This window comes from Aurantivibrio infirmus (assembly GCF_054767315.1).
The window spans coordinates 269094-285359 of the sequence record NZ_BAAFSK010000004.1; the positions used below are offsets into that span (position 1 = coordinate 269094).

The following is a 16266-nucleotide window of genomic DNA, read 5'->3' on the forward strand; positions in this document are numbered from 1 at the left end:
ACATCAAATCTGGTTTAGTTAAATGACAAAAATAAAAGTTTGGGATTTGCCAGTGCGGATTACGCACTGGCTATTCGTAGTATTTATTGGTGTTTCTTGGTGGACCGCGGAATACGACAAGCTTGAATGGCATACGTGGTCTGGCTACGCCTTATTAACCTTGTTGTTATTTCGTATTTTTTGGTGGGGATTTTTTGGCAGCACGACTGCTCGATTTACACAATTTATTCGCGGACCAAAAAATTTATTTTCCTACGCGACGACACTATTCAAAAAAACGCCTTCCAATAGTATCGGGCATAATCCTTTGGGAGGACTAAGCGTTGTCGTTCTTCTCGGGTTAATGCTCGCCCAAATACTACTCGGCCTATTTTCCGAAGATGTCGACGGTTTAGCTTCAGGGCCTTTATCTTATTTAGTCAGCTACGATTTAGGAAGGTGGGCAGCGAAAACTCACGAAGACCTTTTTGACTATCTATTAATTTTTATTGGCTTGCATATCGCGGCGGTATTTTTCTATCTTATATTTAAGAATGAAAACCTAATTAAACCAATGATAGATGGAAACAAAGAGATACCCCAGGAACGCTTAGATGATTTAAAAATAGAATTAAAACCTTTTTGGCTGGCGTTCATCGGTATTTTAATTTCTAGTGTTTTTGTTTGGTGGCTAGTATCGTAAGTTAAGTTACCTATCAATCTCTTGTCCAATAAAAAAGGTCGACAATTGTCGACCTTTTTTATTGGACAGATTTATTGCAAGCATTCGTCAACCAAACAATAGCCACCCGACAGTCGCTAGAATGAAGGTGCTAAATAAGGTTAAGAAAGTATACATTTGTTTTGCCGTATATTGTTTTACTTCTATTCCGTTATTCCAATCTTCCAAGTTTTGCATACTGGTACGGAAATGACGCATTCCTAAATACAACAACACACAAGAAATTAGTCCGAACAAGGTGCTTACCCACAGCAATGACATTCCTACCATCTGTGTATCTTTGTAGTAAAGATCAGTACACCAAGCAACAGCGGATGGCCCCAAGCCTAAACCGATAATGTTCAAGATAAACAAATAAACCGATGACGCCTGAGCCCGCATTCTATTGGGCATCATTTCTTGAATCGCCGCCGGTGCAACACCAAATGGCATCGCAACCGTAAATACGGAGGGACAAAGAATGAGATAAACTAATTCAGGTGTTGGCATCAATGGATAAAGTAAACCACAAGGAATATGAGCAATAGCGGCAATTAATCCAACCCGCATTTTCGAATCAGCATAACCTTTTTCTTGTAATCGCCCCGCTAGCCAGCCACCAAAAATAATTCCGCATGTTCCGCAGATCGCAACAATAGAACCGTAATATACACCTGCTTCAAAGCGCGTTTGTTCGTGTACCCGAATCAAAAAACTTGGAATCCAATATGATGCCCCGTAAGAGATAAACGAGCAAAAACCGAAACCGACATTATGATAAACAAATGTTTTCCAGTTGCGCCCAATATAAGAAAACACCTGTAAGAAAGGAACTGAAGTAACGGGTTTTTCTCGTGAAGCCGCACGCGATTCACGGCGCAAGGGTTCCTTAACCGTCAACATGACCAACGTAAAAACTAGACCTGGGAATCCAATAGCAAAAAATACGAACTGCCAAGGTTTTACATCGCCAATAATTGGCAAAGTTAGTTGGCCTGCATTTTCTGCCCAACCAATAATAATCCCACCGAAGATACTGGAAAGCCCCGAACCGATATAAATACCCGCGGCATAAATACTGATTGCGAGTGCAATACGTTTTGGCTGAAACATATCGGTAATAAGGGAATAAGCCGAAGGCGACAAAGTCGCCTCACCAACACCAACACCCATTCGCGCCAATGCAAAGTAGGTATAGCGAGTGGCGGCACCACATAACATGGTGAAGAAACTCCACGATGCGAGACCGATAGTAATAATTACCTTGCGATTTTTACTATCCGCCATTCTGCCGATTGGGATGCCGAAAAATGTGTAAAAAACCGCAAAGGCTAAACCACCCAGATAACTCATTTGTGTATCGGTGACATTCAGGTCAGCTTTGATCGGATCAATCAGCAAATTCAGAATTTGTCGATCCATAAAAGAAAAAACATAAACCACCATAAGAACACCAACAACGTACCAGGCGTAGGATTCTTTCGGGTATGGAATTTCTTCCTTTGGAGCTTCCTTCGCGGGATTCGCTTCGATGTTTTCAGAACTCATTTGCAGATCTCCGTGCTATTTCTTATTGTATTGCTAATCAAGCAAAGTTAATTAGGCAAATTTATATTCAACCAAATTAGTTTTAATAATTTGGTTAGTTAATTAGATTTCAAAATCGTGGGAATTTTTAACACGATGTTTATAGTGCTTGTTTTCTTTTTTGTTTTTGTGTTCGTCTATCTTCAATTATTATTATTTAAATCTCATGTTTGCGTAGCTGCTAGCTTTACGATTCTAAACCAAGAACTCAAGACTAATTCCTGACCGAGATTCCTGATAACAACGTCGAATCCGCGATAAGTAGGATGTCTCCCATCAATCTGCGAATGACGCTGAGATCGACGAATTAAATCATATTTCCCCTAGCACTGCTATCACGTTCGGCCATATCAATGCCCTATCCACGTCTCGATTGTTAAGTCATAACGCCCTGGTTTTCCCTACTCAATTTAGTAAATTGCACCAAAAATCATCAATTATCAGATGAGCTATGGCAAGGGATAGGTTAGGATTCGCAGTTCAACTGGAGGAAAACTCAATGAAACAAGTCATTAAAAGAATAAATATAAGCTATGCAATACTCGTTGGCCTGGCCATTTCGGGGCTAGCGATAAGCAGCCTGGCGTTTGCCGATTCCGTTGATCCTGGCCTAAAAACCACCAAACCTGAGCGTGTGGGAATGTCTAGTGAGCGCTTAGAGAGAATTCGCCCTGCAATGCAGCGTTACATTGATGAAGGTTTAGTACCTGGCACCGTAACCTTGGTAGCCCGCCATGGCAAAGTGGTTCATTTTGAAGCACAAGGTTTTATGGATGTCGACGCAAAAACACCGATGAGAAAAGACGCGATGTTTCGCATTGCATCGATGACCAAACCGATTACTTCAGTTGCGTTAATGATGCTCTGGGAAGAAGGCAAATTTCAGTTACGAGACCCTGTCAGTAAATTTCTACCTGAATTCGCCAATCAGAAGGTATCGACAACCTCGGATGCTAGTGGTGAAACTGGCGAGCTTGTTGATGTAAAAAGACCGGCTACGATTCGAGACATGTTGACCCACACTGCGGGCTTGGCAAATTCCTATCGCGGCAATGTTGATTATTACACCGAACATGCCTCAGTCACTGCCGCAGATACGCACGATTCTTATATCAAACGCCTCGCGTCCCTTCCCCTAAATTATCAGCCGGGAGAACAATGGCAGTACTCAAGTGCAACAGATGTTGTTGGCCGCTTAGTCGAAGTAATATCCGGGATGCCTCTCGATCAATACCTCCAGGAAAAAATATTCGAACCGTTAGGAATGACTGACACCCACTTCTGGCTAGACGACACTAAAAACGGTCGTTTGATGTCGCAATACATGCCTGGTGACGATCTAAAAATCGTTCTTCAAGATCCTGGCACTGATGCCAGCCGATGGATTAACGGTCCAGGGAGAACAAAGGTTCCTCGTGGTGCCGGTGGGCTCGTATCTACGCCTCATGATTATTTGCGCTTTCAACAAGCAATGTTGAATGGCGGTGAGTTGGAGGGAAAAAGATTATTATCGCCAACGACGCTTGATTTAATGATGGATAATCACACTGGGGATCTTCCTCTCTGGCTACCGGGTCCAGGCATGGGCTTTGGTTTAGGCTGGGCCGTCGTAGAAGATCGCGGTGACGCGGCAACACCTTTATCAGAAGGTAGCGTGTACTGGGGCGGTGCTTATTGCACCATTACTTGGATTGATCGCAAAGAGGGATTAATCGGCATGATGATGACGCAAGTGCGACCATACAATCATTTAAATATTCGCCAAGATTTTCAAGTCTTAACCCACCAGGCGATTATTGAATAATTTATAAGGCGACTTTTTCAAGTTACTTTTTTCAAGTTATTTTTTTGCTCAGATCACGTAAAGAATCCCCAAAAATTCAGGGGTTCTTTACATGTGCGGTAGCCCACCTCGTATAGTCCACAATCCAAAAACAAAAAGAAAACCCGCAAATACAAAGCGTAAATTTTTCTTTTGCAGTAGTTGTTTTATTTTCACTGCAAAAATTCCACTGGCAAGTACCGCGGGCAAGGTACCCAAACCAAAACTCAACATCGTCGCCGCCGAGACTAAGGGATGATTTTGAGTCGCGCTATATGCCAGCGCTGAATAGATAAGTCCGCAAGGTAACCACCCCCATAAAATTCCTAAGGCGAAAGCTTGCGGAAAATTTTTAACCGGTAATAGTTTTTGTGCGAAGGGCTGAATTCTCTTCCAAAATAATTGGCCGATTTTTTCCAACCAACGCAAGCCATACCACCAACCGGCTAAATAAAGCGACATTGCAATCAAAAGAAATCCCGCGATTATTCTCGCCAACTTTATATCGTGAGGCATTATTTCATGGTGTGCGTGAGTCGAAATTTGATGGCTCGCATAGCCAACGAAAAAGCCTAATAAGCTATAGGTAAACAAACGTCCGATGTTGTAACTCAACAATATCGAGAGGCGTTTCCAGCGTGAATTCGATTCAAGTGCAAACCCCAAGGCCGAAGAAATCCCTCCACACATACCGATACAATGCATACCGCCTAGCAAGCCAATTCCAAACGCACTCATGTAGATGACTATAAATTCCATTAGTTAATTTTCTCTTCGTCATCTATCTCACTGCTATTTGAAGAGGCTCTGCCTTGGTGGTCGTCTCGAGCTGTCTTTTTCTCAGTTGAATCTTCATCATCAAAAAAAATACTCTGCGACTCCTTTTCCAAGTCTTCGTATTGCCCACTTTTTACCGCCCAAAAAAATAGCGCGACGCCAATAGCGACAACGATTAAAACAATTGGAATCAATAAATAGAGACTTTGCATAGGGAATCAAATATTAACTATTTTTTGTTTGAAATCGATAGAGTCGGGCGCCATTCATGACTACCAGTAATGAGCTCAAGGACATGCCGATGGCAGCGATATAAGGTGGTATCATCCCCATCGCCGCCAATGGCAAGGCAAGCAGGTTATAACACAAAGCCCAAGCCAAATTCTGTTTGATAATGCGTGCACAAAAACGTGCGCAGGCAATCGCATTCGGAATCACCAGCAAGTGATCACTCAAAAGAACGCTATCCGATTTCAGTTGAGCCAAGTCAGTTGCTGTTGCCATCGCGATAGACACATCCGCACCACCCAATACCGGTAAATCGTTGAGACCGTCGCCGACCATTAACACACAATCCCCTTCTGCTTGCCTCTTCCTCAAGTGTACAAGCTTCTGCTCCGGTAAGAGTTTTGCCGAAAAATCTTTTATTGCAAGTGTTCGAGCGACACTTTCTACAGCTCGCTGTTCATCGCCACTCAAAATTTCCGAGGCGATACCGAAACTATCGAGCGCTTTGACAAGTTGAGGGCCATCGTCGCGCAAACTATCTTCCAACTCAATCCTCGCCAACATTCGTTCTCGACTTGCCAACCAAAGAATTAAGTTGTGTGAGTTATTTATTTCTAGCTCTGTTTTTTTTTGGCTCAAGGAGCAGAAATCATCAAAAATAAAATCTAATCGCCCGAAGCGATAATAAGTACCCTGTATTTCCGCTTCGACTCCCATACTTGAGACATTTCTACAGTTTTTGGTATCGATCTGTTTAAAACCAATATCAAAATCATCGGCAAGTTTGGTTTTCTTAAATGCAGAAGCGATTGGATGATTAGAACCCGCTTCCATTGCCGTTGCGTATGACAGAACGTCCGATTGCGCCAGCGCATCATAGGTTTCTATCTTAGCAATTCGCATGTCACCATAAGTTAAGGTGCCGGTTTTATCAAAGATAGCGCGCGACACTCGACTCAAGCTTTCGACAACGTGAGATTTTAAAACTAAAAAACCCAAACGGCGCAAACGATGAGTCGCGGCGGTAAGCGCGACCGGTGTCGCTAACGATAATGCGCAGGGACAAGTAACGACTAAAACGGAAAGCACAACCCATAAAGCATCTTGCGGTGAGTGTTGCCACCAATAAGTGGCAACCAGTAAAGCTAAACCCAGTACCGCAGCAACAAAATAACCGGCAATTTGATCAGCACGACTCACTTCAGGCGGCTTCTCGTTAATTGCTTTTTCCATTACCTGCTGTATTGCAGAGAGTCTTGTTTGATCGCCGATAGTTTCAGTTTCTATTATCAAGGTGTCGCTGAGATTGACTGAGCCAGCCAAGACTTGATCATTGATTTTTTTCGCGATTGGCGTGGCCTCTCCACTTAGCATTGCTTCATTGACGTGGCTTTCACCTTGAATCACCTTACCGTCAACTGGAATCGCGTCGCCCTCTCGTATCCACAACCGATCCCCGACAGCGATTTGCTTCACCAATATCGGTCGAAGCGACGGTTCTTCAGTACCCTGTTCGACTAATTCCGCATAATTCGGTAACGCTTGACTAAGTCTATACATTGATTGCTGGTTGGAATGCCTAATACGCATTTCCAAGTATCGACCCAACAATAAGAAAAAAGTAAACATGCTAACTGAATCAAAATACACTTCACCGGTATTACTCACGGTTGCCCAAACACTTGCCACATAAGCCAGACCAATTGCCAATGCGATTGATACATCCATTGTGAGTCGTTTTGCTTTCAGTGATCGTAAAGCTCCAGTAAAAAATGGTCGTGCGCTGAACAATACAATCGGTGTTGCGATAAGCGCACTAATCCATCGAAATATCGACTGCCATTGCACTGTCATGTCTTGCAGAGCGCCAGCATATAGAGCGATAGCCAAGCTACCGACTTGCACCATGCCAATTCCCGCGAGCCCCAGTCGTAAAAGTGCTTGTTGATTTTCTTTTTTGTGAAAACTTTCCTGTTGAGTTGTCGTTGCTGGTATCGCTTGATAACCAACCGCGTTTATCGCTTGCATTACTTGCGACAATTGAATGAGTGCGGAATCCCATTCAACACTGCATCGATGGGTTGCCAAATTTACGGATACACTTTTTACACCAATTTGTTTGGCAAGATAATGTTCTATCAACCACGTACAAGCGGCACAGTGTACGCCTTCTATTAATAAATTAGCGCGATAATTGCCACCTCCCGTTGCAACGACAAACTCCTCTTGCAGAGATCGCTGATCATAAGCAGAATAATCTATATTTTTCTGAGCGGCATTGCGCAAAATTTTTTGATCTTGCTCGCTAAGCTCTTTAGACATTCTATCTCGATAAAGATAGTACTGATCGAACCCCGACTCACTCAACAAGCTAGCGACAGACTGACAAGCTAGACAACAAAAATTTTTTAATTCGCCATCAATAACAATTGGAAAGGTTTCTTTCGATGAGACTGCTAATCCACAGTGAAAACATTTAGACGCTGCTAGCATTGGCTGCTCTCGAGACAGGATAGAAAAGAAATAGGTGGAAATAGGTCGAGCTAAGATTGGCCAAAATTAAAAGGAAACGAGAATTTCATCGCGGTCAGAAATAATTAACTCACCCGTCAATTGCCAGCGCTGATTTTCAGAATATCGTCCGGCACTTGAAGAGGGGTTCAATTGCCAATACCAACGATTATCAATCTTACTCAAAACAGTTCCACTGTATATACCGGGAGATTTTAAGGTCAAGATAACATTTCGATCTTCTCTCTTCTCCGCAGGGTGGCTAAGATGCAAAATTAACTCCTCCGGCAATAGTGGAAGGCTTTCGCTCTTAGTATTCAAAAAATCAATCTGGATAGTTGAATTTTGCTGATCAAAGCGCATTTCGCCGGATAAGCCAAGGGATCTTGCATTGTCCGCCAACGAGAATTCCTCATTAACCGCCAGACCTTGCTTATAATAATTACCGACAACCACATCATCCGCATTGATGACTGCGATGGATATAGTAATCGCACACGCGAAGAGAACTAAAATTAGGGGTGAAATAATAATCCAAAACCAGGGTTCACGAGTACCCGGTTTGGCCATAACAGGCTCATCGCGAACGGATTGACTCCCACTATTAATACTTTTTTCGCTTATTGGCTGAGTCATATTTCTGCATTATCCGGTTTAACAATAGATTTATTGGCGAATTTTAAGGGCTGATAAAACGAGTTTCTTTTCTAGCATTTTGGGTCTCATCGTCGATTGCTCGTATGGTAAAGACTATGTCCATATTTTTCTCGGAGATTTCGTTCTTTGGTACTGCCAAACGCACAGGTACGGACAAGACTTCACCCTCTTCTAAACGTAAATTTCGTATTCCTCCGAGACGATAAGAAGGCAAACCTTCGACCTCGATTAAATAATCATGGGCCCCACGATCCATATTTCTAACTTTTAAGGTGTAGACGTTTTCAATGTTATCACCTCGCACACGATACATCCGCACACCACGATCTCGAATCACATCTAAACCTACCGGCACACGGCTTGCAATCGCAAAAACGAACAAACCTATCATGACACAGAGCGCGGCAGCATAAGCCAGCAAGCGCGGCCGGAATATACTGACTTTCTTTTGCTTCATTCCATCTTCGGTACCGTAGCGGATTAAACCACGGGGATATTCCAATTTATCCATTACCGAATTACACGCATCGACACAGAGGCCACAATCAATACATTCATATTGCAAGCCATCGCGTATATCAATATCAACTGGGCATACTTGAACACACCAAGAACAATCGATGCAATCACCCAGACCTAGCGCTTTATAGTCTTCATTTGGTTTACGCGGCCCTCTTTTCTCTCCACGCTGCTCATCGTAGCGAACCGCTAAAGTATTTTTGTCGTACATCACCGATTGAAAGCGCGCGTAAGGGCACATGTATTTACAGACTTGTTCACGCATAAAACCTGCGTTTAAAAAAGTCGCGGCGGTGAAAAACACGACCCAAAAAGCAGAAACGGGCGAAACACTGAAATCGACAAAACTGTAAATCAATTCACGAATGGGAACAAAATAACCAACGAAAGTTAAGGCGGATATCAACGCGATCGAAAACCAAATAAAGAAGGTGGTCGATTTCTTAACAAACTTTTCAACATTCCAATCTTGTTGGTCTAATTTTATTCGCTTATTTCGATCACCTTGAACTAAGTTTTCCACCCAAATAAACATGTGAGTCCATACGGTTTGCGGGCAGGTAAACCCACAATAGACTCGCCCCACCAATACGGTTACTGTAAATAGTAAAAATGCAGAAATGATTAGCAACCACGCGAGATACATCCCATCTTGTGGCCAAAAAGTTAACCAAAATACGTAAAATTTTCGAGCAGGTAGGTCGAACCACATTGCGGGTCGAGCATCGATAATTAACCAGGGGCAAATTAAAAAGCCAATTAGAAGGGGAATACCGGTATAACGACGAATACGCTGATAAAAACCATGGATCTTCCGTGTATACACTTTTTCATCGGCAACATAGAGAGAGCGATATTTATCTTCGGACTTATCTGTGGCGATGGTATCGTTTTTCTTCACTCGCAGCCGCCTATCAGCTATTAACGATTGATAAAAAACTAAAAAACATTCTCACGCATTGACTCGATTCGCAAGCGCTATTTGTCTTCAAGTTCAGCATAATCACGTGCAAGCCCATACACGTATGCGGTGAGTAGATGTATTTTTTCTTCACGAAGACTTTCGCTCTGTGCTGGCATTGCACCGGATCGACCACTACGAATGGTTTGCGCAATAATTTCTCGGCTACCACCATATAGCCAGGCATCATTGTCAGTTAGATTAGGGGCGCCTAAAGCAAAATTTCCCTTCCCATCTGCCATATGGCAAGCGGCGCAAAATTGTTGATATGCGGCTTCGCCTTGTTGCGCTTTACTCGCTGTATGATCCTGACCTGAAATTTTTAATACATACTCAGTCAGCGCGAGAACGGATTCCTCACCCACAACACTTCCCCAAGCAGGCATTTGCCCAATACGACCATGTGTAATTGACGTTTTAATAGCTTCAGGGGTGCCGCCATAAAGCCACTCACCATCGGTTAAATTGGGGAAGCCAAAATTTCCACCACCATCGGCACCGTGACAAGTAGAGCAGTGATTCGAAAACAATCGAACGCCAATTTTTTCTGCTTGCGGATCATCAGCTAGTTGTTCAATTGACTGCGCTGCAAAACCGGCGTAAAGCTCACCATAACGTTGGTCCGCTACTGCGAACTCATTGTCTAAACGTTTTTCAGATGTCCAATTCAGAACACCCGGCCAAGATCCAAGACCGGGAAATAAAATCAAATAAACGACAGCAAAAACAAACGTTAAAATAAATAATTGAAACCACCACCTTGGCAAAGGATTATCATATTCTTCAATGCCATCATAAACATGACCCGTCGTTTTATCTTCCGGGTCTTGGTCATCTCTAACGGCAACCTTTCGGTTGGCTAATAAAACCCACATCACCAAAGCGGTAGATATTACAGTCAGCCCTATTATCCAAATATTCCAAAACAAACTCATGATGACTCCTAGTTAAATCGCTGTTTTCAATCAACAGGTCGTTAACAATATACAAATTCAAATGCTAGATATGTACGCCTTAATCTTTTTTCTCTTGCTCATTTTCGTCAGCAAAGGGTAGCTTTGCCGCATCTTTAAAAGATTTTTTTCGCTTTGGCGAAAAAACCCACCAACATAGATACAGAAAAGCAATCATCATCAAGATGATGGAGATACCGCGTAGTGTATTAATATCCATAACGATAAAACCCTAGCGTTTGTGTTTTAACAAGGTACCCAATTGCTGTAAATAAGCGATGAGCGCGTCAATTTCTTTAACATTTTCTAGCTCCGATGCAGCCCCTTCAATATCTTCATCGGTATAAGGTACGCCCACTTTACGCAAGCCTGCCATTTTTTTACCCGTTACGCTGCCATCTACCTCGTCATCTAACAACCAAGGGAAAGCGGGCATATTGGACTCAGGAACCACCGCCCGAGGATTAAACAAATGTAACCGATGCCAATCATCGCTGTACAAACCACCAACTCTCGCAAGATCAGGCCCCGTTCTTTTTGAACCCCATAAAAACGGGTGATCATAAACAAATTCACCCGCAACAGAATAGTGACCATAACGCTCTACTTCTGCACGTAATGGTCGCACCATTTGCGTATGACAAACATGGCACCCTTCGCGAATATATATATCACGGCCTTCTAGCTGCATAGCCGTTAAAGGTTTCAAACCATCAATTGGCTGTGTCGTTTCCTTTAAAAACATTGGCGGAATAATTTCTACCAATGTTCCAAAGCTGATTGCAACGACCACCAATATGATCATGATAAAAATATTTTTCTCTACTTTATCGTGATTTTTCACGCTTGAGTCTCCATATCACTCGGTACATTTTTATTCATCACGCAGTTTGCACCTGCGAAATTTCATCAGCATCGTTATCAGCGACGGACAGCTTCGAACTTTCAATCGTCTTAATCATGTTGTAGGCCATCAACAGCATGCCTAGTAAAAAGATCGCTCCTCCACCAGCACGAACGATATTGCCTGGACCTTTCGCAATAATAGATTCAACAAAACTGTAAGTTAGGGTGCCATCGGTATTAAAAGCACCCCACATCAAGCCCTCGGCAATACCATTAACCCACATTGATGCGATATAAAGAACGGTACCGATTGTCGCCAGCCAAAAATGCGCATTAATTAATTTAACGCTCCACATTTCTTTAACACGATAAAGACTTGGCATTAGATGATAGACCGAGCCAATCGAAATCATCGCCACCCAACCCAAAGCGCCAGAATGGACATGACCAATAGTCCAATCCGTATTGTGAGAAAGTGCGTTAACCGTTTTAATCGACATCATCGGCCCTTCGAAAGTCGACATGCCATAAAACGAAAGTGATACAACTAAAAATCGCAAAGTAGGATCTGTCGCTAACTTATGCCAGGCGCCACTCAACGTCATCATGCCGTTAATCATCCCACCCCAACTAGGTGCCAGTAGCATAATTGACATAACCGCACCTAAGCTTTGTGCCCAATCCGGCAATGCTGAGTAATGCAAATGGTGAGGGCCGGCCCAAATATAAAGCGCAACTAAAGCCCAAAAATGCACAATAGATAATTGATAAGAAAAAACGGGGCGCCCCGCTTGCTTAGGAACAACGTAATACATCATTCCCAAAAATCCTGCCGTTAGAAAAAACCCTACGGCATTGTGTCCATACCACCACTGCACCATTGCATCACTGGCACCGGCGTAAACAGAATAAGATTTCCATAGTCCGACAGGAATTGCGGCACTGTTAACCAAATGCAAAACCGCCACGGTAATAATAAAAGCGCCAAAAAACCAATTCGCGACATAAATATGGGCCGTCTTGCGCTTCATGATCGTGCCAAAAAATACGACGGCATAGGCAACCCAAACCAGGGTAATTAATACATCGATCGGCCACTCAAGTTCAGCGTATTCTTTCGAAGTGGTTAATCCCATCGGCAAGGTTATCGCAGCAGCTAAGATAACCAGCTGCCAACCCCAAAAAACAAATGGAATTAAAATTCCACCAAACAATTTCGCCTGACAAGTCCGTTGAACAATATAAAAAGACGTTGCGAACAATGCACAACCACCAAAGGCAAAGATAACCGCATTAGTATGCAAAGGTCTTAAACGCCCAAAATGTGTATAGGGTTGCCAAATGTCATTCAATTCTGGCCACACTAATTGCGCCGCGAGCAGCACGCCGACCCCCATACCAACGACACCCCAAATCACCGTCATGATGGTAAATTGACGGACGACTTTATAGTTGTAAGTTTCAGCTTTTACTGTTGTGCCGAATTCTGAAGTAGCCTCATTCGCCATATTGAAGAGTTCCCCGAGCTAACTGAATGTTAATTGTGACGACGGAAAGAAAGGTAAAATGCCTATCTTGGCGTATGACAAAAAATATAGGCGAGATGCACCTAATACTGGATGTGATTGAAAACCTGGCATTTACACTCTAAGTCCATTGACTGTTAAAAATACGATGCACTGGTCCACTGTGGCGTGGATTGTATTTTTACCGATAAATTAAATAAGCAAGATCAATCTGGGTAATGAAAATACAGATAAAGAATTAGTGGATCAAGAGGTGAATTGGTTTAATACGAAAACAAGTACGAAAAATTGCTGCCAAACACATCGCGCGCATTATGCGTGAATTGACGCCAGGTTAATTTGATAAATATCAAACAAAACCGGGTTGGCGAAACCAATATTCAGTAATGCACAAATGACTAAGTAGACATTTTGCGCTTCAGGATTTAACACCTGTTTTGACGATGGTAGAAATTTAACGAGAGCCACTCAGGACGAATAGGACACACTTGAAAACTGCCACTACAGTTTGGAGAATGCCTCTTTAACACTCCGTTTACGCAATACATACAGAAGGTACACTCGAAACTATAAATCACAGCCTCGGCAGAACTCGCAAGCAAATCCGTGTCGCTATTCAAGCATAGGAATACCCTTATAGTTTCCCCATGATTCAACGCAAGCTTCGCCTTAAATAAAAGTTTGAAATCCGCCCACTAATACATGCAGGCGGCATAGGCAAAGGAACGATTATTTTAAAGGACTACGTCCCTTACTCGCCGCGATACGCATACGCAAAGCGTTTAACTTAATAAAGCCCGCCGCATCTTTCTGATCATAAGCACCGGCATCATCTTCAAATGTCGAAATCGCCGCATCAAATAAACTGTCCTCGGAGCGGCGACCCACAACGATCACATTACCCTTATACAATTTAAGCTTCACATCGCCGTTCACAACTTGCTGAGATTCATCTATCGCCGTTTGCAACATATGGCGTTCAGGACTCCACCAATAACCGTTGTAAATTAACTCTGCGTATTTAGGCATCAGACTATCTTTGATATGCGCCACTTCTCTATCAAGGGTAATGGACTCAATAGCGCGATGAGCCTTTATCATGATGGTGCCCCCCGGGGTTTCATAACAACCACGCGACTTCATGCCCACATAGCGATTTTCAACAATATCCAAGCGCCCAATACCATTGGCGCCACCCACTTTATTGAGGTGAGCTAGTACTTTAGCGGGCGTCATTTCGACACCATCAATAGCCACGATATCGCCGTTTTTGTAGCTCAACTCAATGTAGGTCGGCTTATCTGGTGCTGTTTCTGGGCTAACAGACCAGCGCCACATATCTTCCTCTGGCTCGTTCCATGGCTCTTCCAACAAATCACCTTCATAGGAGATATGTAATAAATTCGCATCCATCGAATAAGGCGATTTTTTCTTGCTGCTAGAAAAATCGACCGGAATATTCCTATCTTTGCAATAGGCCATCAGGGTTTCTCTAGAGGTCAAATCCCATTCACGCCAAGGCGCGATAACTGAAATACCCGGCTTCAAAGCATAAGCGCCAAGCTCGAAACGCACTTGATCATTACCTTTACCGGTTGCGCCGTGCGATATCGCATCAGCGCCGGTCTCGTTGGCAATTTCAACCAGTCGTTTAACAATTAAGGGGCGAGCGATTGACGTACCTAACAAATATTCGCCTTCATAAATCGCGTTGGCGCGGAACATAGGGAAGACGAAGTCACGAACAAATTCTTCTTGCAGATCGTCAATGTAAATTTCTTTAATACCCAAGGCTTGAGCCTTCGCGCGTGCTGGCTCGACCTCTTCACCTTGACCGATATCGGCGGTAAACGTTACCACCTCGCAGCCATAAGTTTCTTTCAACCAGGTAACAATGACCGAGGTATCCAGGCCACCAGAGTAAGCTAAAACCACTTTTTTAACGGACGACATACACACTCCCAAAAACACGAAAACGCGCTATCAAGCGCGTCTATTAATAAACATTCAGGCCAACGAATCGATTCGATGGCCGACTAATCAATTCAACAATGGGGTCAGGTGATAATTATCGAAACCAGAACAATCTGTTCTGAGGGTATCTGACGAATTCGACAATTTGGGCTGAATACAGAAGCGAGATTGTAGCGTTAAATCACTGAGAATATCAAAACAGTAAACGCAGATTTCAACATTAATTCGTTATCGAAGCCAAGCTATTGTCGGAACCTGAGTCTTCGAGCTCTTCTTGATCAGGCTCGACCTCTGGGCGAATAGGTTCCTCACCTTTGACTAGACGAATCGTAACACGTCGGTTCTGCGCTCTTCCCTTACGAGTTTGATTACTTGCAACTGGATAACGCTCACCATGCCATCGGGTGACAATCGCTTCGCTTGGAATTCCCCGAGCTATCAAGAAATCCACCACCATCTCGGCGCGTTCGCGAGACAACTCAAAATTTTCTTGTCGTGCACCGACGCTGTCGGTATGGCCATCGACATAGAACGCCGTTACGCTGGGGTCAGCTTTGACATAAATGCCGATATTATCAAGCTTTCTGACTTCGCTAGGTAGCAGGGCTTCTTTACTTGAGCCGAAATATATTGAGCTTCGCTCAATTTGCTCGAAGTTTGCAGGCAGCAGACCAGCCTGGCAACTGAGAAATTTTTGATACGCTGGGCGAAAATTAACGGATGTCATCGATACATTAATTGACTTTTCTGCCCCGTACCAAGGTCGTCGTGTAAAGGTTACTTCCATGCCTTGGTGTAGTTCCGATAAAACACGCTGTGACATCTGCGGCCCTAAATTGATGGGTTGAATGCCTTGTTTCACCGAAACGTAGCCCAGGTTTTTATCTCGCCCGTGCTTCTTCCAATTTGGCTTAGTTGATGTCAATGCCGCCTGCCCGGTTTTTAATCTTGGCTCATCAGAAGTGAGAATGAACTGTTGGCTTTCACCCGCCCGCTGAATAAATACGGCATCACCAAAATAGGGAATCCCTTGTACTAAGTGACACTCGAATACCGAGGTATCAACCAACCATTCAGACTCCAAAATGTTGGCTTCAAACTTGGTTGCACTCAAGCCCTTGCACGCCAACAACATGGCCAATACAAGGCCGCTTTTCAATAATGTCGATTTCATCGTTGCTACCTTTACCACTCTATACCGTCAG

The 16266-nt window shown here is 43.4% G+C and carries 15 protein-coding genes; 2 read left to right on the forward strand and 13 right to left on the reverse strand.

Going from position 1 to position 16266, the window contains the following annotated elements:
* Positions 1-22: 22 nt before the first annotated feature.
* Entirely contained in the window at positions 23-682 is a 660-nt protein-coding gene (locus tag ACYUCY_RS10630; protein ID WP_460226463.1) for a cytochrome b/b6 domain-containing protein, read from the forward strand.
* A gap of 87 nt (positions 683-769) precedes the next feature.
* Here the strand turns inward: ACYUCY_RS10630 and ACYUCY_RS10635 are convergent, their stop codons facing one another.
* A complete protein-coding gene (locus ACYUCY_RS10635; RefSeq protein WP_460226464.1) occupies positions 770-2248 on the reverse strand; it encodes a spinster family MFS transporter in 1479 nt (492 codons plus the stop codon).
* A gap of 538 nt (positions 2249-2786) precedes the next feature.
* Here ACYUCY_RS10635 and ACYUCY_RS10640 point away from each other — a divergent pair.
* Positions 2787-4091, forward strand: a complete 1305-nt coding sequence (locus ACYUCY_RS10640; protein WP_460226465.1) for a serine hydrolase domain-containing protein — start codon at positions 2787-2789, stop codon at positions 4089-4091.
* Between the two features lie 87 nt (positions 4092-4178).
* Here ACYUCY_RS10640 and ACYUCY_RS10645 read toward each other — a convergent pair whose 3' ends face one another.
* The 12 genes from ACYUCY_RS10645 to ACYUCY_RS10700 form a co-directional block, all read right to left on the reverse strand.
* A complete protein-coding gene (locus ACYUCY_RS10645) occupies positions 4179-4868 on the reverse strand; it encodes a sulfite exporter TauE/SafE family protein (protein WP_460226466.1) in 690 nt (229 codons plus the stop codon).
* Positions 4868-5098 carry a cbb3-type cytochrome oxidase assembly protein CcoS gene (ccoS, locus tag ACYUCY_RS10650; protein ID WP_460226467.1) on the reverse strand — a complete coding sequence of 77 codons (231 nt, stop codon included), beginning with the start codon at positions 5096-5098 and terminating at the stop codon, positions 4868-4870. The genes ACYUCY_RS10645 and ccoS overlap by 1 nt, the downstream gene beginning before the upstream one ends.
* Before the next feature lie 13 nt (positions 5099-5111).
* Positions 5112-7607, reverse strand: a complete 2496-nt coding sequence (locus ACYUCY_RS10655; protein ID WP_460226468.1) for a heavy metal translocating P-type ATPase — start codon at positions 7605-7607, stop codon at positions 5112-5114.
* 66 nt (positions 7608-7673) lie between these two features.
* On the reverse strand, positions 7674-8261 hold the full coding sequence (locus ACYUCY_RS10660; protein WP_460226469.1) for a FixH family protein: 588 nt from the start codon (positions 8259-8261) through the stop codon (positions 7674-7676).
* 43 nt (positions 8262-8304) lie between these two features.
* Positions 8305-9702 (reverse strand): cytochrome c oxidase accessory protein CcoG, encoded by a 1398-nt coding sequence (gene ccoG / locus ACYUCY_RS10665; RefSeq protein WP_460226470.1) that lies wholly within the window; start codon positions 9700-9702, stop codon positions 8305-8307.
* 77 nt (positions 9703-9779) lie between these two features.
* Entirely contained in the window at positions 9780-10697 is a 918-nt protein-coding gene (ccoP, locus tag ACYUCY_RS10670) for a cytochrome-c oxidase, cbb3-type subunit III (protein WP_460226471.1), read from the reverse strand.
* A 79-nt stretch (positions 10698-10776) separates the two neighbouring features.
* Positions 10777-10935 (reverse strand): cbb3-type cytochrome oxidase subunit 3, encoded by a 159-nt coding sequence (locus ACYUCY_RS10675; protein ID WP_460226472.1) that lies wholly within the window; start codon positions 10933-10935, stop codon positions 10777-10779.
* A 12-nt stretch (positions 10936-10947) separates the two neighbouring features.
* Positions 10948-11559 carry a cytochrome-c oxidase, cbb3-type subunit II gene (ccoO, locus tag ACYUCY_RS10680; RefSeq protein WP_460226473.1) on the reverse strand — a complete coding sequence of 204 codons (612 nt, stop codon included), beginning with the start codon at positions 11557-11559 and terminating at the stop codon, positions 10948-10950.
* 37 nt (positions 11560-11596) lie between these two features.
* Positions 11597-13069: a cytochrome-c oxidase, cbb3-type subunit I gene (gene ccoN, locus ACYUCY_RS10685; RefSeq protein ID WP_460226474.1), complete on the reverse strand. Its 1473-nt coding sequence runs from the start codon at positions 13067-13069 to the stop codon at positions 11597-11599.
* A gap of 443 nt (positions 13070-13512) precedes the next feature.
* Entirely contained in the window at positions 13513-13743 is a 231-nt protein-coding gene (locus ACYUCY_RS10690) for a DUF1272 domain-containing protein (RefSeq protein WP_460226475.1), read from the reverse strand.
* Between the two features lie 73 nt (positions 13744-13816).
* The gene (locus ACYUCY_RS10695; RefSeq protein WP_460226476.1) at positions 13817-15040 is read right to left on the reverse strand and encodes an argininosuccinate synthase; all 1224 of its coding nucleotides are present in this window, start codon (positions 15038-15040) and stop codon (positions 13817-13819) included.
* A 241-nt stretch (positions 15041-15281) separates the two neighbouring features.
* Positions 15282-16235, reverse strand: a complete 954-nt coding sequence (locus tag ACYUCY_RS10700; RefSeq protein ID WP_460226477.1) for a flagellar protein MotY — start codon at positions 16233-16235, stop codon at positions 15282-15284.
* Positions 16236-16266 lie beyond the last annotated feature (31 nt).